Annotated in this window: 1 protein-coding gene (only partly in view); it reads left to right on the top strand. The window is 60.1% G+C overall.

Every position in this 21,427-nt window falls within one protein-coding gene, locus AMM41_RS14970, for a hypothetical protein (RefSeq protein WP_089960568.1), read on the top strand. The gene is 44,076 nt long; 5,549 of those nucleotides lie to the left of the window and 17,100 to its right, leaving coding positions 5,550-26,976 in view — codons 1,850 (partial) to 8,992 (complete); the first complete codon in view begins at position 2. The start codon and the stop codon both lie outside this window.

The following is a 21,427-nucleotide window of genomic DNA, read 5'->3' as shown; positions in this document are numbered from 1 at the left end:
TGCCCTGTCCTTGACCGGTGGCACCAAGGCCGAGCTCGAGACCGTGAGCACCGGCGTGGCAGCCGTTGGTGGCATGTACGATTTGCGGCTGGATCAGCAAAGTCCTGATCAATACTTCAAACTGAAATTTGACTACGCCGGGCTCACTTACACCTCCAATGACGTGGTGACGGTGGCCACGGCCAACCAGATGCGAGACGCCTTGCTGGACGCCAAAACCAGCGACGGCAAGTCTTTGCGCAGCCAGGGTTTGTCGGCCACGGTGTTGGCTTTGCCCACCAACGTTGATGGAAAGACCTACTGGAAAATCGCGTTCGACCGGGACAGTGGCGACCGCACCATCGAGAATTTCCAGATCAAGCAAAGCACCCCCACTTTGGTCGGTGGCGTGACGAGCGTGCTGTCCTCGTTGTCGCTTGTAGGTGGCCTCTCGGTCAACGGCATCATGGCCCGCAACATGGTCAGCGGCAGCGCCACGGCCACTTTGCGAAATGTGGACCTGACCGCAGGGGCATTGACCATCGACGTCAGCGATCAGGCGGTGATCGATGCGATGGTCGACAGCGTGACCAGTGCCGGTGGTGGCCTTCTGGCCGGCTTGCCCTCCTTCTCCGACGTGGTGGCCACCAACATGGTTTTGTCGCAATCGCATGCCGATGTGCTGGACGCCAAGGTCAAAACGCTCAACGGCGATGTGGTCATTCGTTCCAGTGAAAACGTCACCATCCGTGCGACCAACCAGAGTGACACCCAGGTCAAGGGCATCGGTATCTCGCGCACCATGGCCTTCAACACCGTGGGCTGGGAAGCCCGGGATGTGTACAAAAGCGCCAACGAAGCCCTGGTCAATGGCAATGTGGGCACCGAGAAAACCTCAAAAGCCCATGCCTTGGTCAAAGGCTCAAGCATTGACTCTGCCGGTGCCATCAGCATTGATGCGCTCAATGAGTCGGGCATCAAAGCCACCGTTGGCAACCAAACTTCCACAGGGGATGGACTTTTACAAGGTTTTGTCTCTGAAAAAATACTCAAAGGCGTTCTCAAGGCCGCCACTTTCAAGGCCAGTTTGGGTGTTGTGCTGACTTCCAACGTCATCAGCTCCGAAGCCAAGGCCATCGTGGAGGGCAATCTGGTCACCCTCGACGCCCGCGGTGGCGGTGTCAAAGTGGCTGGCATTGACCAGGCCAAAATTGAATCTGAAGCCAAGTTGCTTCCCAAGGCCTCGGCCTCTTTGGGTGGCAGCGTGGTCGGCTTGGCCACAGAGGCTTTGCCGGGATTTGAAAGCAAATACACCGATCGCTCGGGTTGGCAGGATGTGAAGGGGGGACAGGTGGTTCAAATTGCCACGCCCGACTATGTCTCCAGCGACACCGGTGAGGACATGCAGACGGGTCAACGCGTCCAGTTGCAAAGCGCCATCGGCGGAGGTGCATATGACGAGGTCTACGAATACACAGGCCAAACCACGCTGAAAAACATCGATTTCAGTGCTCAAAATTTCAAGGACACGAAGTCCTGGCGCAAGATTTTGGCTTTGCCAGGCCAAAAATATGTCTACTACTTTCCGCTTCCGACGACAGTGGACCTCAGCACGGAAGACTATCTGTCCCCCGCCAGAGGTTGGAAGTTGTGGCAAATTGAGGGGGCTGTCAAAGGGGCCTCAGAATTTGTCGGCGAAATCCTGGACACCAAACTCAAAGACGTTTTGGGTGGTGGACAAAGCGCCTCGGTGGGGGCGGGTGGCCTGGTGGTGCGCAACGATCTGCGCAGCTTGGTCGATGCACACATCAGTGGCGCCAAGGTGTCTGCGGCAGGGGATGTGCTGGTCAAGGTGGTGGAGGGCGTGGTTCTCAAGGCCAACAACACCAGTGAAGTCGCTGGGGATATTGGGGCCCTGAACGTGACGGTGGCCACCAACACGGTGTTGGGTTCTGCCAAGGCTTGGATCAGTGGTGGCAGTGTGACCACCACGGGTAGCGGCAATCTGCGGGTGCTCAGCACCAACTCTTCGACCGTCAATGCCACCATTGACGCCTCGGTCGAAGCAGGCATTGCCATTGGCGTGACTTTGGCCTTTAACACCATTGGCTGGCAGCCCACCAGTTTGTGGACCTTGCTCAAGGATTTTTCGTCAGGCAATGCAGCACTCCAGGAAAAAACCCTGTTGACCCAAGCCTGGGTCGATGGCGCGACCCTTGATGTGGCCGGTTCGGTCGAGGTCAACGCCCAGTCGGTTGGTCTGATCAATGCCACGATTGAAAACTCTGCCAAGGCGGTCAATGCCGAATTTGGCGTCGAGGACGATGGCAAGGGATCGGGGGCTTTGAGCATCACGGTGGCGCCGGTGGTGGCCACCAACCGGGTCAGTGCTGACACCCAGGCCTACATCAGCAACCTGGTCTCGCTCAAAGCCGGTGCAGACCTCACCGTGAAGGCCGCTGGTCGTGCCGCGATCATTTCTTCTGTGGAGGCCAGTGCCGTGTCGATTGCCGTGTCCGGCAAGGGCAGCGCTGCAGCCATTTCAGTGGGCCTGTCGATGTCGCGCAACGACGTCGACAACGACGTGTTGGCCTACATCAGTGGTGTTCCGGGGGCGACTGCACCGATCACTGTGGGCGGCAATGTGCTGGTTTCGACCGATCGCAGTGCCACCATCAACGCCTTGGGCTCGGCATCCTCGACCTCGGTGGCGGCAGGTGCCGGGGGCGCAGCGATCAGCGTTGCGGCGGCGGGTACGGTGGCCCTCAACCTGATCAACGGTTTGGCGGATGCCTACATCAGCGGCGTCGCATTGAGCACCCGAGCACTTTCGGGCAGCAAGGGCGATGTGACCGTCAGCACGCTGGACAACGCCAGCATTGATGCCGAGGTGACCACGCGCTCGATTGCCTTGTCGGCTGGCAGCCAGGCTGGTGGTGCCGTGGCGCTGGGGGTCTCGGTGGCCAAGAACATCATCGGCGGTGACGTTCTGGATGTGCCTTATGACTACAAGGTGTCCGACTACAACAAAACCAACAAGCTCACCACACTGGCCAAGGGCAAAAAAGTGCTCAAGGACACGGGCGTGCTGACAGGCGAAGTCTACGAGTACATCGGTGAAACCTTCACCGATCCCAAGGGCTTTGAGTTGGTGACGCAAAATTTCAGCGACGCCGGTCAATGGCGATTGCTCAGCTACTCTGACCGCCGGGCTTCAACGCGTGCACGCATTTTCAGCTCGAACATCGATGCAGCGGGCAACTTGTCGGTGCTTGCCGAAGGCCATGCGGTCATTGACTCCTTGGTGCAAACCACCTCGGCTGGCGTGTCCCTCGCGGGTCAAGGTTCCGGGGCGGCCAGTGGTGCCGGGGTTTATGCCCAAAACCGCATTCAATCGGATTTAGAGGCCAGCATCGATGGTGCGGTGGGCTCGGGACGCAGCAAGATTGCGGGCAACACCATCACCGTGAGTGCCGACAACCAGGCCACGATTGACGCTGTGGCGGGAGCGGCATCTTTGGCCGCGGCCGTGGGCGGGCTGGGTTCTGCAGCGGTGTCGGTGGGCTTGTCTTTGGCCTTCAACAGCATCGATGGCGACACCCTGGCCAATGTGGGTCAGGCCGACATCACCAGCCGTTCAGGCACGGTGAATGTCACTGCACAGTCGGGCGGAGAAAAGTTACTGGAATTCAAGTGGCAGGACTTGGAGGCCAAAGGTGTCACCGCACAAGTGTTGGATGCGGCCACCAACAACAATGCCGAAGTCAGCTACATCAGCAGCCAAGGACAAACTTGGGATTACCTGAGCACAGAGGGCAAGACACTGCTCAATTCGGGGGATGAGGTTCGTGCTGCCTCAGGGCGCATTTATGAGTATGTGGGTACCTCCGGCCAAACCCTGGACTTGGGGCTGCAAAACTACGCCTCTGACAGCGCATGGAGCGAGGTGAGCACCTCTGGCAAGAAAGTCATGTCTGGTTACACCGTGCGGGTGGATGATTTGCACACCTATGGCGGCGTGGCCGGCAAGGTGTACCGCTACATTGGTGGCAAGGTGGACCACACCACGCTCTCAGGCAAAGTCAATGTCGATTCCGGACAACTGGTCCGCATTGAGAGCAACTTCTCGGACAACAGCCTGCTGGGCAAGGTCTTCAAATACAAGGGCGTGGATGGCAAAGGTGGTTCGGCCCTGCTGGACCTGCGTGATCAAAATTTCGAGGACTCCAGCCAGTGGGAATCGTATTCCTTTGAAAAGACCATCGACTTGTGGCGTGAAAACTATGCCAACACAGCCGTGTGGCAATTGGCACAAGACTTCACCGACAAAAAGAGCATGGCGCTCATCACCGCCGGATTGCTGGATCTGGGTTTGTCTGTGTCCGCCTTCGATTCGGTGCGTGCCTCTGCTTATTACAAGAGCACCGATGGCATGTCTTGGGATTACCTGAGCTCAGCCACCGATCAGGTTTCGCTGAAAAAAGGCACCAAGGTCAATGTGGTCAGCGGTACACACGCGGGCAAGGTGTACGAATACATCAGCAAAACCACCCGCAAGGTTGAGTTGGGCACCGAAAACTATGCCGACGCCACGCGTTGGAAAGTGGTCACGGCCGAAACTCGTGAGTTGAAAAAAGGCGACACCGTGCGTGTGGCCACCCAGCACAAGGCGGGTGGCAACTCGGGCTGGGTCTACCGCTATATTGGCAAAAACAACCAAGCCTTGGACCTGACCAAGCAAGACTACGCAGACACTTCGCGTTGGGAAGCGGTTCGGCCTGTTCTCGAGATCACCTCTTTGAAACAGGGCAAGAGCTGGATGATCCACGACGGAGGCGGTGACAGTTACACCCTCATTTTGCTGGATGATGGCAATGCCGTGATCAAGCGCAACAACATCAATGCCACATCGGCGGCCGCATCGATGGCGCTGGGCATCGGTGGCTCAGGTGCTTTGGCCATTTCGGGTGCTGGTGCCGTGGCGCTGAACTCGGTCATGGGCTCCACCGACGCTGTTGTGCGTCAAGGCAGCATCACCGCCAAAGGCGATGTGGTGATCACCGCCCACAATTCCACCATCATCTCCAGCAGCATTGTGGCGGTGTCTGCCGCCATCGCCGGTGGGGGAGCCGGTGCCGTGGGGGCCTCGATCGGGGTCTCAGTGGCCCGTAACCTGATTGGTCAAGAGGGCTTTGGTGCGGTGGGCGAACAAGCCATCGCCACCACCCGTGCCTTGTTGATTGACACCGATGTCACCACCTTGGGCAATCTGAAGCTGCACGCCAGTGCCGAGCAAACCATTGAAGCGCTGGTGGTTGCGGGTTCGGCTGCCGTGGCATCCGGAGGTGCCGGCGGCGTGGCCGCCAGCGGCTCTGGCGTATGGGCGCAAAACCAGATTGGCATGCGTGTGCACGCCGGGGTGGACACAGAAGACATCGTGGTGGGCACGCGTGCGAGCCGCATCATCGTGGGCAACGCCCATATCCTTGCCGATGACAATTCCAACATCCGCTCCCATGCTGGTGCTGCCTCCATTGCCGCGGCTTTGGCGGGTGCATCCGGTGTGGCCGTGTCGGTGGGTGTTTCGCTGGCTCGCAACGTGATCGACTCGGTGGTGCTGGCAGGCCTCAAAGGGGCTGAACTGGATGCCCGTGGCCAGTTGGAGTTGGTGGCCACCTCCAATGCCGCCATCAACGTCAAGGCCTGGGCTGCCTCTGTGGTCGCTGGTTTTGGCGGCGCAGCAGGTGTGGGCGTCAGCGGAGCGGGTGCTTCGGCCATGAACGTGATTCTGGGCGATGTGCTGGCCCAAGTGGACGACAGCGCGATCCGCGCTGCATCTGATGTGACCGTCAAGGCGCTGGCCACCAACCGCATTGAAGCCATCATCGTTTCGGCCTCTTTGGGCGTGGGTGTGGGCGGTGCCAACGGTGCCGGTGCATCGATCGGTGTCGCGCTGGCACGCAACTACATCGGTTACGACCCCCTTCAGTGGGACGGTGCGGTCACTTACACCTCGGGCGTCAGCCAACCGAGCTCGATCAAAACCGGCGATTTGATTCGTTTGGGGGCCACTTCGGGTGCACGGGCCAACGAGGTTTATGAGTACATCGGCACCGATCCCATCTTGGCCCAAGACAAAGACGGTGACGGCAAGCTCGACGAGTTGATCCTCAAGCAAGACTACGGCGACACCAAAAAGTGGAAGCAGCGAACCACCGCTTCGGCCAACCGCATCATCGCTTCGGTGGACCGTTCGGCCATCAGCGCTTTGGACGACGCCACGCTCACCTTGGATCTGACCATCTGGGCCGACACAGCACAAACCATCGAATCGACGGTGGTGGCTGGATCGATGGCGATTGCCGGCGGAACCACAGGTGTGGCGCTCAGCGGCGCTGGCGCGGGTGCCACCAACCTGATTGGCTCTGAAACCCGGGCCTATCTGCAGCGCACCACGGGTGCTGGTGTGGAAGTCGATGGCAACATCCTCATCGATGCCCGAGACCGTTCAACCATCAATTCTTATGTGCAAGCGGTCTCGGTGGCTGCGAGTTTTGCGCCCACCGGTGCAGCTGTGGCCATTGGCGTGTCGGTGGCCGAAAACGAGATCAACAGCACCGTCACAGCCACCGTAGACCGTGCGGTGGTGGAGGCGCTTGGCGACATCACGATCACGGCCTTTGACCTGGCCCGCATCGACACCACCTCGACGGCGGCAGCCATGGCCATCAGCACCGGTGCCGGGGCGGCGATTTCCGGTGGGGGGGCCTACGCCTACAATACCATCAACACCGTCACTGCAGCTGTTGTGGACCGAACGGGTTCAGTCCCGGTTGCTGGCAACCCAGAGACGGGCAAGACCCGGCTCACGACAGGCAAAACTTTGACCGTTCGCGCCGAGGGCAATGCCCAGGCCGACGCTTTGGTCGTTGCTGCTGCCGCCAGTTTTGGCGCCATCGCGGCAGCGGCCGCGGGCACCATTTCTATCAACCGCCTCAACCCCAAAGTGATGGCGGCCATCCGTACTGCCGATATTCTGGCCTCGCTGAGTACCGGCAAAGTGGAAGTGTTGGCCCTGGCCAACCAAAAGGCCTTTGCCCGCAGCGATGCCTTGAGTGTCAGCTCTGGGGCTTCGGTGGGCTCGTCTACAGTCATCGCCACCGACAGTGGTTCGGTGGTGGCCGAGTTGGGTGATGATGTGCGTGTGGTGGCCTCCGTGCTGCGCATCCATGCCAAAGCCCAGGACGACATCTATCAGCGTACCAGCGCCTCCAGCGGCGGCGTTTTCGCAGGTCTTGCGGGTTCTTATTCCGACATGAAAATTGAGGGCACGACCCGTGCGGGGCTGGGCGATCGCAACCAGATTGCCGTTGGGTTGTTGGACATTTGGTCTACACGCAGCCAAAACTTCGACGCAGTGGCTTTGAACCTGGCCGTGGGTGCATTGGCGGGCAGTGGCGCGGCCATGTTCACCACGCTGACGGGCACGTCGAACGTGAAGATTGGCCAAAACAGCAAAGTCGTGGCGGGCAATATCGCGATCCGCGCCGACAACATGGCCGACAAAAACCGCTACTCGGCCACGGAAGAGTCTTTGCGCTCGGGTTCTGCCGGAGCGCTGAGTTTGACGGCTTTGGGCACGGTGACGGACATCGGCACCGATGGCAAACGTTTCGGTGCTCAGGTCGACATTGGCAACGGCACCGAAATGACGGTGTCTGCCGATGCTGGTCAGACCGGCCGTTTCAGCATCGACACCTACTCTAAGGCTTCTGTGACCGACAAGGTCCGCATTGATGCCATCGGTGGGCTGGCCTTGTCTGTGGCGCTGGCTGACCAGGATGCTTACCTGCGTTCGGGCATCAACGTGGGTCAGGCCAAGTTGAGCAACCTCAGCGGTGACCTGGCCTTGACCACCCGAAGCGATGCCAACATGACCGCTGGCTCCAATGTGCTGTCGGTGTCGTATGTGGGGGGGGCTGGTGCGAATGCCGATTCGCGCCTGTATGCCGACAACACCATCACCTTGAGTGGTGCAGATCTGCTGGGCAATGAAGTCAAAATTTATGCAGGTCAAGACAGTGCGCGTGCGCCCAATGTGATGACCGCCACAGCGCAAGCTGACTTGACCCTGATCGCGCTGGGCGTGGGTTTGCCTGTGGCCACCTCCAAGGTGATTGAAAACAACACCATCGACCTGACCGGGGCGACCCGGGTGCGCTCGATTGGCAACGTGGTCTTGTTGACCGAGCCGGGTATTGGTGTCGGAAAACGGGCCATAGGTGCGGGCATGGCCATTATCCCCGTGCCTGTTCCGGTCCCCATGCCATCGATCACTTACACGACCGAAGAGAACAATAACCGCGTCAATGTCGGTCAGATGGCGACCATTGAAGCGGGCATCAACTACCGCACACTGGTGCAATTGCTGCCCTACGAGGTCAACAACGAAACCCAGCTGAGCGCTGACAAGGTGGGCAAGGACCTGACCACAGCCGAAAAAACAGCACTGGGCCTGGACGAAGGCCAGCAATACCACTATGCCGCCTTGGACTTGAAGGATGTTGCACTGTCGATCAGTGCCGGCTCCATCGTCGAGTTGGTGGGCTCGGCCTATGGCAAGGGCGTGAGTGGCAAGTCCTACCGCTTTGCCCCACCCGGAGGGGCAGCCGTCGAAGAAAACCTGGTGCTGGAAATCGAGGATTACACCAACACCAAACGCTGGCAAGAAGTCAAGCCTGACCACAGCCTCAGTGGCAACGAGGTTTCTCTTACCATCAAAATCGGTGAAACCGTGCGCACTGCGAACGGGCGCTGGTACCAGCGCATGGGTGAGGGCGTGAATTTCAACCCTGCTACAGCCACCTACTCGGACACCGATGGATGGCGCGAGATCGATGTCACCAGCAGTGACAAGGGCCAAAAATTTGCCATGGCCCTGAGCGATGACTTTTACGTGGTCAAGCCCAAGGACATGGCCTTGCCCACCTTGGTGTATGCCAACGTGGCCAACCAGTTGCTCGAAGACCGCGCCAAAGTCGTCGGCTGGATGGAAAGCCATGCCGGTAACGCCGAGGCCATTGCCCGCTACCAGGCCTTGCTGACCAAGATCGACCAGCAATTGCAGAAGCTGGGGCTGGCCGACACCCAAACGGGTGCCAACGGTGCCACGGGTGTGTCAGCTCGCGAGAGTTTCGACGTGCTATACCTGCGCATGCCCAGCATCCAGGCCTCGGCCGGACTGATTTCGATCAAGGCTGATCTGGCCTCCAAGGCCGCGGTGCAAAGTGCGGTCACCGCCAAGCGCATGGTCGCCCATGGCGAAGCCAACATCACTGTGGTCAACAAGACACCGTTTGGTCTGGAGATCAACGACATCGGCATCAACAAGACCGGTGCAACCGAACTGGTGAACAAGCAACGGGTGGTGATGAGCCCCGGTGCCACGTATTTCAATGCCGCCTCTTTGACCGATCCAGGCCCAGCCGGCGACAGCGTCATCAGCATCACACAAGAGGCCTACCCGACCTCTTGGTACACCTCGCTCAAAGACTTGAACCTGCCCAAGTCCCCTCAGGATATTGAAGTCAAGGGGCGAGTGGTCAACGAAGACGGCAAGCTCATCTTGAAAAATCTGAGTGGCAGCATCAACGTCACGGGCGAACTGCGTGCAGGCACGATCGAATTGGCCGCCACCGGTGACTTCAACCTGTCCAGCGATGATTGGTTCCACACCGGGCGTGATCCGCGCCAGTATGTGTCCTTCAACACCGTGTTTGGTCAGCAGGTCTACAACAGCGCAGGCCTGGCCAAATCCCTGAGCTTGAGCAGCTCTGACCTGCGTTTGCAGTCATTGCTCAATGCCATCAGTGATCCTGCCAAGTCTTCCACCATCTTCGCCATGGGCGAGGTGAACATCAACGCCCGATACCTGAACATTGACGGACTGGTGCAAAGTGGCGTCGACAGCATATCCTTGACCATCGATGAGACTTTCAACCCCACTGAGTCGGTCAATTTCACCGATTCCAAGGGCAATGTCCAAAAGGGTTTGACCTTTGGCAACGGCGGTCTGGCTTCGGTCACCGGCGCTTTTGATTTCGCCAGCAAGAAGATCACGCTCAACCCGATCAAGCCCCAAGGTGGCAAGATCAACGTCACGGGCACCATCATCAGCACGGGCAATGGCCGACTGCGCGTGGCCAGTGGCTACACCTCGGTGATGATCGACAACCGCACAAATTTCACCCTGGAACTCGACGAGATCGATGTTTCAGAAAACCGCGTTGGCACCATCTCCATCACGGACAGCGCCACGCTGCGCCAAGAAAACTACACCTACAAGGACGGTCAAGTCACGCACCTGAGCCGAAAGGGCGTGCTCACGCCGGCTAACGGCAGTGGCACGGTCAGCAGCATCACCTACACCAATGTGGGCGATGCTGTTGTCATGGACGCAGGCGCTGCCTTGTTCTACCAACCCGAGCAAGGGCGTTACTACGTCTGGACCGAGGGTCAAGCCAAGACCAACACCACCTTGGAGATTTACAAGCAGCAAAGCTTTAACCTTTTTGGCTTTGATTGGGATGGCTTGGTGCCCGACACCGCCGCCAATTTCACGGACACCCGATTTACCGATGGCACACCGCTCAAGGAATCTGAGCTGGCCTTGCAACTGAGCTTGAATGACTACCTGTTTGTTCAGTACGAACAAAAACGCAATTTGGCGGTGGATGTCACCCAAGACAAGACCCAGGTGCGTGACGTGGCCACCAGCAATCTGTACCTGTACGTGGGTGAGACCACCAAGCTGAATTTCCCGCTGACGGATTTCTCGGACACCAGCAAATGGAAGTTGCTGGAAAAACTCTCGGGCGGCAGCAAAGTGCTGGACACCGCGTCGGTGCTGGCCAATCCCGGGGATCCGAGCAAGTGGGCTTACAAATTTGTGGCCACCCAAAGCAGCCCCTGGAAGACGGCCGATGACCAGGTCTGGAAACCCTCGAAAGCTTTGGACCGCTTTGACAGTGATTTCCAGAATCAGGAAATCACCATTGACGGCCCCACCACCACAGGTGGTGGCTGGATGCGCAAGAAGACCATCACGACCAAAAAGACCACGGTCACCGGTCTGAAAGACTTTTACACCTACTCCCTGCGGGCGGATTTGCCTGTGGCGGTCGAGACGGCGCAGGGTCCTTCGAGTCCGAAGATCGACATCCGCACCGTCGGCAAGATGGTGGTGCGTGGCAGCGTGAATTTTGGGGATGCCACGCCACTGACCGAGGCCAATGACGACCAGCCTGAGACCTTTGTGCCGATGGCGCTGGCGGCTGACACCATGGAAGTGGCCGGCAATGTGGAGTTCGTGGGTGCTTTGCCCGATATCCGTGCCAAAGGTGACATCACCATCAACGTCAAGGACCCACGCGGTCGCTTGAATGTGCAGGCCACCGGCAACATCACAGTCAACCAAACGGTCGGCAAAACCGCTGCCGTGCTCAAATTGGGTCAAGTCGTTGCGGCAACGTTCAATGCGGACAACACGCCCAAGACCGTTGGCAACATTGCCATCAATGCCCTTCATGGGATTTCTGGCACGACCTACAGTTCACGCGTGTTCGGTGCACAGGTGCTGCTCGACGGCGGGGCCGGCTCGGTCATGGCTCGGGTGGACAGCGCGGTGCTGGGCACCGGTGGTGTGGCTGCCCGGGCACAGGGCTCGATCAACCTGGTGGAAACCGACGGCGACATGCGCCTGATTTTGCCGCAGGCCTGGAAGGGTGAGACCGTCTCGGTGCGTTCGGCCAATGCCGACGTCAAACTTGAATCGCGTTGGGGCGCGATCGTTGATGCGTCTTACGAGCGTGTCACCGCCGACCCGGCCGAGGTGGCTGCCCGCATTGCGGCAGCGGGTTTCTCCGAAACCGAATTGCGACTGGCCGGCATGCCCTCGGGCCAAGCGCTTGTGGCGCAATCCAAATATCCCGTGTCGCCAGAACTGCTGGCTGCGATTTTCCCGCACCGTGACTTGGGGGGGACTCAGGTCGGAACAGGGGCTGAGCGCATCAACGTGCAAGGCCGCAACGTGACCTTGTTGTCTCAGTCCTCTGAAGGCGGTGTCGGCCGATCCACCGAACGGGTCACGGTGACGAATCTGGACTCTCCATCACAAAGCGAATACCTGCGTGCCGTGATGTCCAAGGCTTCGGCGCGTGATGTGGTGGCGGTGGAGTACCAGCGCTATGAATGGATGGGCGATACCGTCACCTTCGATTTGTCCAGCGCGGGCAGTTTCGTGGTGGATGGTTGGCGACTGGTTGATCCCAGCGAGATCACACCTGCGAACATGCAACTGCTGAAGTCGACCGACGGTGTTCAAGAGGTCACCCAAGGCCAGTGGATTGAAAACCGACACGAAGTCATCAGTGTGGTGTTGCAGGTCTGGGACGACGTGAACATCAGTGCCACCGGTGACGTGGCGGTCAACAGCGCTGGCGACGTGGTGCTCACAGCTGCAGGTGACCTGCGTGTGCGTGATCTCAACGATCTCGAAATCAGTGGCATCACCGCAGGTGGCCGCATGCGTCTGGAAGCCGCCGGGTCCATCTTGACTCAAGGCAGCGACAACCGCATTGACACCGTTGGTGGAGTCGCCGTGTTGCGCAGTGCAGGCGACATGTTGCTGGTGGCTTCGGGCGCGGCTGGGGTGACCGGTGGTGTGATCCGCAGCAATGCGGGCACCCTGAGCATCAACGTGGGCGCGTACGGTCAGAAACTGCCGGGCAACGACGGCTGGCGTGAAGGCACGCTGACCCTTCGTGCCGCTGGCGATGTGAATGTGACCGAATGGACCGATGATTTGTTGTTGTCTTCGGTCTCTTCGCAGACGGGCAACGTGGCGATCCAGGTCCTTCAGGGCAGCTTGCAGGCCTCGGACCGTCTCGAAGACATGAACCAGCTGCATGTGAGTGGCAAGCAGGTCAGCCTGACAGCAGGTGTGGCCACCCAGCTCGATGAGCTGCGCAATCTGGGCACACTTCTGGTGGGTTTAAAGATTGATGCCGACACCTTGCAGGCCACCACCCATACCCGCCTGAACAGCATTGTCTCGATCACCGATGTGGACGATCTGACCCTCGATCAGCTGCTTTTTGACGGTGAGTCGAGCATGCTGATCAGCGCTGTGGGCCATTTGCATGTGAATGCCGATTTGGTCATCGCCGGCAACCCCTACACCCTGATGCGCTTGGAGTCGATGGGTGGTGATTTGAATTTGAACGGTGACCTCACCATGGGCGAGGGCACGATCACGCTGCTGGCGCAAGGCGATGTCAAGCAAGGCGCAGGCTCGCTCATTGAGCACCGCAGCGGCGGACTGGACATTGAATCTCGCACTGGCTCTTTTTTGCAAGCACAAGGGGCCTCGATTGTGGTGGCCAAGCGCACAGGCACCAGCATCAGCAAACCTGAAGGCAAGGTGCACATCCAGGCCGCCAAGGGCATCACCCTGGACAGCATCGATGCAGGTGCTGGCTGGGTGGCGCTGGAATCTTCCGCAGGTGGGGTGTCTGAAGTGGCCGATGATGTGGCCGACGACATCGTTGCCGGCGCATTGCTGATGAATGTGAACACCCAGGTCGGCCAATCGGGGCGACGCCACAATGATCTTGAAATCGGGGTGGATGTGTTGGCCGTCAAGGCTGGGGGGGATGTCTCCTTGCTGGCCAGCCGTGCGTTGGCCATGGGTCAAGTACAAGGGGAATTCAGGCGTGTTGGGGCCATTGGCCTCACGCCCGAGGGCAGGCCGTCGCTGGGTGGTGAACTCAGCGTGGACAGTCTTTCACTCATGGGTCTGAGCGCAGGAAGCGCGACACAAAGTGCCGGAGCTTCCGTTCGCGTGCTGACTGGCGGCCTGAGCTTGTTGGCAAATGTCCAGGTCCATGGCGCTGGGTTGTTCCTTGGGGTTGAGGAAGCAGGGCAATCGCTGTTGGTGGCCGATGGCGTGACCTTGCAATCTGCCGGTGGTGATGTCAGCTTGGTCTCCAAGGGCACATTGAGCTTGGGCGATGACCTGGTGAACAGTGCCGGTGGCGACGTGCTGATGCAAGCCGCCCAAAACCTGAACATGCAGGCATCGACCCGTGTCATGACATCGGGTGGCCATGTGCGGCTTGAATCTTTGCAAGGCAACGTCACACTCGGTCAAATCAACACCGTCAAGGACTTGCAAACCGGTCTGAGTTTGCAAGCCGAGGATGGGTCTGTGGCCGTTTATGCCCGAAGTGGTGCCATTCAAGCGGCACTGCCGGTGGGCTCGGCCGTGGAAAACATCATCGCCAAGCAATTGGGCATGTGGGCTGGCACCGGCATCGGTGGCAGCGCACAGACCGAGTCATTGACCACCCGCGTCAATAAGATCGCTGCACAAACCGCCGCAGGCGATATCCGTCTGAAAGAAACTGAAGTCCTGGAAATCAATGGCCTGGACGATGTGGCTTTCACCCAGGTCAGCCCCACCGGCATGGCCAACCGGGGCCTTTTGTTTGACGAACCCATGACGGGCCTGCGCACAGGCAGTACCGGTGGGGTGTACGTCAGTGCCAGAGGGTTGAATGTGTTCGCGTCGCCTGCCATTGGCGAAGACTTGGGCATTGAGGCCGGCTCCGGTGGCATCACGATCGACACGACTGACCAACTCACGGACATCCGTGCCACGCTGAGTGCCACTGGCGGTGGCGCAATCAGCATCCGCTCGGCCAGCAACAGCATCCTGATGAGCACCGATGCGCTGCTGCGCACCGAGGGGGGGGCCATCACGGTGATGGCCGACGCCAAGTTGCAATTGGCCCGTGTGCAATCGGGTCACTGGGTCTCCAGTCTGTCGCAAAGGCTGGCCAACGGCGTTGCGGCGCAAGCAGGCAGTGTGCTGCTGCAAGCCAAGACGGGCAGTGTGGTGGTTGCCAATGGCTTGGACCTGACACGCGATCCTTTGGTGTTCGCTGGCAGCTTGAGCGTGCAGGCCGCGCAAAGCATCGACGCCATGCAAGTGGCTGCGGACAGTTTGGAGGCCCTGGCAGGTCAGGGTGATTTGATCTTCTCGGACCGTGACGGTTGGGGGCAGAACACGGGCTTGACCCTGGGCGCTTTGCAGACCTTGATGGACGGGCGCATCCAGATCACCACCGAGGGCAGTCTGCAGGGGCAGGCCGCATTGAAAGTGGCCAATGGCATGGCGGTGGATCTGATCGCTTACGACGCGATCAACCTGAGCGACAACAGCACCTTGGTGGCTGTGAGCGGCTTGGTCGGGGAGATTTCCCTGGTGGCCGGTGGCCTCATCAGTGCCGCAGCACGGGCTTTTGTCCGCTCGGGCACCAACGACAAAGCCCGTTGGGGTGAAACGGTCTTGCCCACCACGGGTGTGACCACCATCACAGCGGCCAATGTGGACGCTTTGAACAATGTGCTGATTTCCGGTGACGTGGTTCTGAGCAACATCAGCTCGGCCAGCCTGAGCAGCCTCACCTTGAAGGTGAGCGGCTCGCTTTGGATCACGGGGGCTGTACCAGCGAACCTGACGCTGAACCTGGAAGTGGGTGGCGATTTGGTGGTGGACACCGCTGTGAACGGCGCAGCCGGTGAAGTCATTGATCTGGGCGCTGGCCCATTCACAGCCCAGGTGAGCGGCGATGTGGATCTGCGCACAGCAGTGCGCACCACGGGCGCTGCCAAGCTGACCGTTGGCGGTGATCTGCGCGGTCGTGCCGCACCTCGCATCGGACTGAGCGATGTGTCCAGCCTGGCGGGCCATGCAGCCTTGCAGGCCACACACCTGACACTGAATGTGACCGGTGACATCGCGGCCAATCCCACAGCCTCAGGCAGTGCGGTCGGTCAGGCGGCATCGGGCCTTTCGATCGCCAGTGAGCAACTGTTGGTGACCGGCGCGGGCAAGGTCTGGCTGGACAACTTGTCCACGGCTGCCTTGACGATCGAAAGTTTGACCGCAGGATCCGACGGCGGACAGGCCGGCGATGTGGTCCTGCGCAGCTTGGCCTCGGCCATCACCCTGAGCGGGCATGTTCAGGCTGCGGGTGCCTTGGGCAGCATCACCTTCGATGCCGCAGGCTCAGGCGGCAGCTTGACCGTGGTCGATGGCGTCATGCTGCAGGCCAACACCGTGATTCTGGATGCCCAGTTGGCCATTGAAAGCGCCGGCAGCGGCAAGGTGATGGCCCATGCATTGGAGTTCAACACATGGCTGGGCGGGGGCGTGGGCACCTCGAGTTTGCCTTTGAATGTGCAGCTGCAAGGCAACGACGGCGAGATTCGTGGGCGTGTTTCGGGCAGCATGAACCTCAAGGCAGTCCAGGGCGATTTGGGCCTGAACCGTTTGCAGGTGGGGGCTGACAGCCTCAGCGCGACCACCCGACTGGAAACCCAGTCAGGCCGCATTGTCGGGCGCGGTGCTAACGCGGGTGCCAGCCACTCTGCAGATTTGGTGGCCAGCGATGTGCAATTGATCGCCAACGGCAGCTTGAACTCGGCGGGCATCGGTGCTGACGCGAACCCATTGCGTCTGCGCAGCACCACCGGCACGGTCACCCTGGGGGCCATGGCCACCGGTGCCGTGATTGGGGACGTGGTCATTTCCTCGGCCTCCAACTTGCGCATCCGCAGCACCGGTGTGAGCGGCCAGGCCGATGTGTATTTGGCCTCAGACCGTGATCTGACAGCTCAGCGCAACGGCGCTGAGGTCGCCACGGTGTCCAGCAGCCAAGGCGCTGTGAGCCTGGTGTCTTGGCAGCGGGTTGAAATGCTCTCGCAGCAAGACGGCGGGCTGAACCTCGGTCGTGTGACCCTGGATGCGCCCAACTTGAACGTGCAGGCGGGCAGCATTGAGTTGGTCTCTGGTGCCGGTTCCGTGAACATGGGTCAAGACACACGCATCTCCATCACCAGTGGAGGTGAGATCCGCGTGAGCGCGGGCGAATCCATGACCGTGTCCCAGGTGGATGCAGCGTCTGCCAAAGTGGCTTTGGTGGCCCGTGGCGGCTCCATCATCGATGGCGATGTGACCGAATCGGCCACGCCCGACATTCGAGCTGCACAGATCTTGCTGCAGGCGGCCGAAGACATCGGCAGCAGCCGTGCCGCTGGCGGCCAGTCTGTGGGTGTTGCCAATGCGCTGGAAGTGGCGGCGGGCTCTTTGGCCGCACGCAGCGGCTTTGACTTGCGTGTGAGCGAAGTCGACGATGTGACCTTGGACTCCGGCCTCTCGATCACCGTGGCGCGTGCTGCTGCCATGCTCAATGCCTTGCCGCCTCTGACAACCGCTTTGAACGGCTTGCAAAGCACCGGCGGTGGCGACATTGTGGTGAGCGCAGGCAGCCTGACCCAAGCCGGTCGTCTGACCTTGCAGGAGGGCACTTCGGTGCAGACCACGGGCACGGGCGCGATCCGATTGAGCGCTTTGGGCACCGATGCCGTGGTGATGCTCAAGGGCGATTTGTTGGCGGACCAAGGTCCGCTGGAACTGGCCGCCACGCTGAGCGTGAACAAAATGAACGCAGCCCAGCTGCAAACCCGTGGGGACATCATCGTTCGTGCCAGCAATGGCTTGAAACTCGTGGACGCGGCGGGCAATTCGGTGGCCGGTACCTTCGCACGCACCCACTCACCTGGCTTGCTGCGCATTGAGGGCAATCAAACCATTGCGGCCAATCAGCACCTGGCTTTGATGCTGACAGATGCCAAGCAAGGCGATCGCCTGGAAGTGACCGGTACCCTGACGATGGCCTCGGGTGCGACGCTGGACATCTTGCGCTCCAGCAGTTATGTGCCGCAGCGCCTGCAACACCATGACATCGTCAAGGCGGGCACTTTGGCCGGCCAGTTCACCGAGGGCACGGGCCTGTTTGGATTTGGTGATGGCAGCGTGTTGCTGCAAGTGAGCCAATCAGGACAACAGCTCTCGCTGGACGCTGTGCAGCGTCCTTTGGCCGATCTCTTGGACATCACGGTTCATTCGCAGGCCGATGCCGACAAGTTGGGCATGTTCTTCAACGCCGATTATTTTGGCGTCGATCGCAACTACACCGTCAGCATGATGCTGCGGGCGGCCGATTTCCTGACGGTTGACGGGAATTTCGTTCTGCGCAACAGCGTGGCCGATGTGAGCCTGACCGATGGCAGCGCCAAGACACGCCGCTGGACCGTGGGTGGGGCCAACCTGTCCGCCTTTGTGGGGCTCAACGGACCGTACCGGACCGACCTGAACCATGATGGCGATTTCAATGACGAAGGTGAAGGCCCGAACGCCGCTGCGGCTGGCTTTGACCTGCAGGGCGTGGATGTGGCGCTGGCCCTTCACATGGAGACGACCGCCACGGGTGGACGTGCCTTGCCACGCAGTTGGCTCAGCCTCAAGGCCACTGCAGACAGTGCCACCGAAGTCGGCATTCCGTTCATGTCGCTTCAGGCCTCGGCCATGGCGATCGATATCAACGCTGGCACCGCCGGTGAAAACGTGGTGGACCTCAAAGCGGGCAAAGCCCTGAGCGTGGCCACGGGCGATGGCAACCAGACCGTGACGCTGGACTTTGATTCTGCGCGGGGCACCCAGGTCAAGGCTTCTGCGGCCTTCATCCTCAACATCGCCGATTTTGTGACCGCTTCCGGAACGCTGGGCTTTGAGCGTTCCTTGCGCGATGTGGTGCTGGCCGACGGCACCAAAGCCAAGACCGAAATGCTGACTTTCGGGGGTGAAAATCTGCACGCTTTTGTCGGTTTGAATGGTCCTGCAGACGGTATTTACAACGCCAGTTCACACCCCGACGCCATGGGGCTGGCTTTGACCGATGTGGATTTTGCGCTGGCGCTGTTCTCTGCGCGGGCTGGCGAAACGGCCTCCAAAGGCCTCAAGTGGGCCGCTGTCAAGGCCACTGCAGGCAGCGTCGAGGTGGTGGGCATGCCGGAGTTGACGCTCGCGGCCCGCAACCTGTCGCTGGACCTGAATTTGGTGGACTCCACTGGTTTTGGCCGACCTGTCAACGGTGACAACAAAGTGATCGATTTTGCTGGCGGCGGGGGGACCCGCAAGCTGGATGTGGTCACCGGAACCGGTCGCAGCACGGCCATCACCTTCGATGGCGGTTTGGGTGAGTACATCCGGGCCACGGGTGATGTGGAATTGCTGGTGGGCGACTTCTTTGCCGTCAAAGGCTCATTGGGCTTTGAGCGACGGGTGCAGGATGTCACGCTGGCCGATGGCAGTCTGGTCAAAACCCAGCTCATCAGCATTGGCGGCAGCGGTCTGGATGCGTTTGTGGGCTTCGGTCCCTATGAAATTCAGCAAGATGGCCAGACCATCGTCAACCCGGATGCACGGGGTGTGAAGATCAGCGACGTCGAATTTGGACTGGCGCTGTTCTCCTCCAAAGACGCGGGATACACCGACAAACGCTGGACCGCTTTGACGGGCGTGGTGGGCAAAATCGATGCGCCCATTGGATTGCCCGACAACGTGGACTTGGACATTCACACTTTGGGCATTGATTTGAACCTGGTGAATGGTTTCAGCGATGCGGCATCACCCAACAAGGTGATTGATTTTGCGTCCATGAAAGATGTCAACGGTGTGGCGGGCATGCAAATCGCCACCGGCACCGGCAAGGCCCTGCGCCTGATGCACGATGGTGACCGAGGGCAGCTCGTTCGCGCCTCAGGCGGCATGGACCTCCAGCTGGATGGCTTTGTGCAGGCCAGTGGCACCATGTCGATCGAACGCTCAGACGTGACCTTCAAATTGGCAGGCAATGGCATTGCACCTCGTCCAAGCGTTGACACCCGCGTCTTGACCATTGGTGGCACCGGGCTGAACGCCTTTGTGGGCATCAATGGACCTTACCGCAGCGACACCAATGGCGATGGCGTGGTCGACCTGAGTGACGACACCAACCCGTCGGCCATCGGCGTGACGGTGAGCAACGCCGAGTTTGGCGTGGCGCTGGCCTGGGACAAAGCCGCCGCAAGCCAACGCAGCTGGGTGGCCGTGCAAGCCACGGCCAGCGAGGTGGCCTTGGTGGGTGTGCAGGGCGTGACCGCCACCGCGCAAAACCTCAAGGTTGAGCTCAACCTGGTCAACAACCCGCTGGCCAGCACCCTGGAGCGCTACCAAGTGTTGGATTGGGCAGCGCAGCCGTTCAAAGTGTCCACGGGGTATGCGACACAAATTGAACTGAAGATGGACGGCTCGCGGGGTGAGCTGATCCGGGCCACCGGTGACTTCGAAGTCGGCGCGGCCGGTTTTGTTCACGCCCGCGGCTCGATGGGCCTGGAAAAATCGACCACCACGGTTCAGCTGGCCGACAAGAGTCTGGTGGTGGTGGACCAGTTGTTGTTGGGTGGCCAGAACCTGGATATTTTTGCGGGTGTGGGCGGTCCTTATCGGATTGACAGCAACCTCGATGGTGTCATTGATGCCAACGACCAAGTCAACGCCTCGGCCGTGGGTTTTGCCATGACAGGTGGCGAGTTTGCCGTGGCCATGCTGAGCCCGACAGCTGGACAGCCTTTGCGCTACAGCGGCATGAGCTGGCTGGGCATTGAAGCCGGTGCCAGTGTGATCCAGTTTGTGGGCGTTCCCCAATTGGATCTGAAGGTCAGTCGCCTGGAAGTGGTGGCCAACCAAGTGTTCAACGTGCCCGACGGCGTGGACGAAGCCACCCAGGTGGTCGACTTCAAGGCCAAACCGGTGCTGGTGCCCACAGCAACAGGCGTCACCCGCACTTTGGATGTGCAGGGTGACCGGGGTGCGCTCTTGCGAGCCTCTGGCGACATTGAAATGCGCGTTGGGGACTTCTTCTACGTGGGCGGTTCGCTGGGCTTTGAAAAGTCCACACGCTTGATCACCTTGTCGGATGGCCGCATCGTCAGCCACGATGTGATGACTCTCGGGGGTGCCAACTTGCAGGCTTTTGCCGGCCTCAATGGCGGTCCGCTGGTGGACTCCAACAACGATGGCAAGATCGACAGCAACGACACACCGGCTCCTGGGGCCATGGGCTTTTCGCTGGCCGATGTTGACTTTGGCCTGGTTTTGGCAGCCGAGCGTGAAATGGTGCGTGAGACGCTGGCGGAAAAACTCGAGTGGCGCGACATCGCTGTCTCGGCCAGTCGCCAGGTGGCGCTGGCCAGTGCATCGGCCGACCCCTCGGCCAGCAGCCTGTGGTTGTCCAACGACGGCGGACAGCGTTGGGCCCGAATCACGACAGCCCCTGTTGGCTTGCGTTACACCTCGATCACCATTTCAGAGGATGGTCAGACCATTTTGGCCACCGTGGACGGTGGCGGCATTGTCCGCTCCACCAATGGTGGGTTGAGCTGGTCGGCCACCGCCGCCGCACAGGACCGGTACACCGATGCCGTCATCGTGCGCGATGGT

The organism is Limnohabitans sp. 2KL-3, from assembly GCF_001269405.1.
GTDB lineage: Bacteria > Pseudomonadota > Gammaproteobacteria > Burkholderiales > Burkholderiaceae_C > Limnohabitans_A.
The sequence above is the reverse complement of the archived record's forward strand: the minus strand, read 5'-3'. Positions and strand labels throughout refer to the sequence as shown.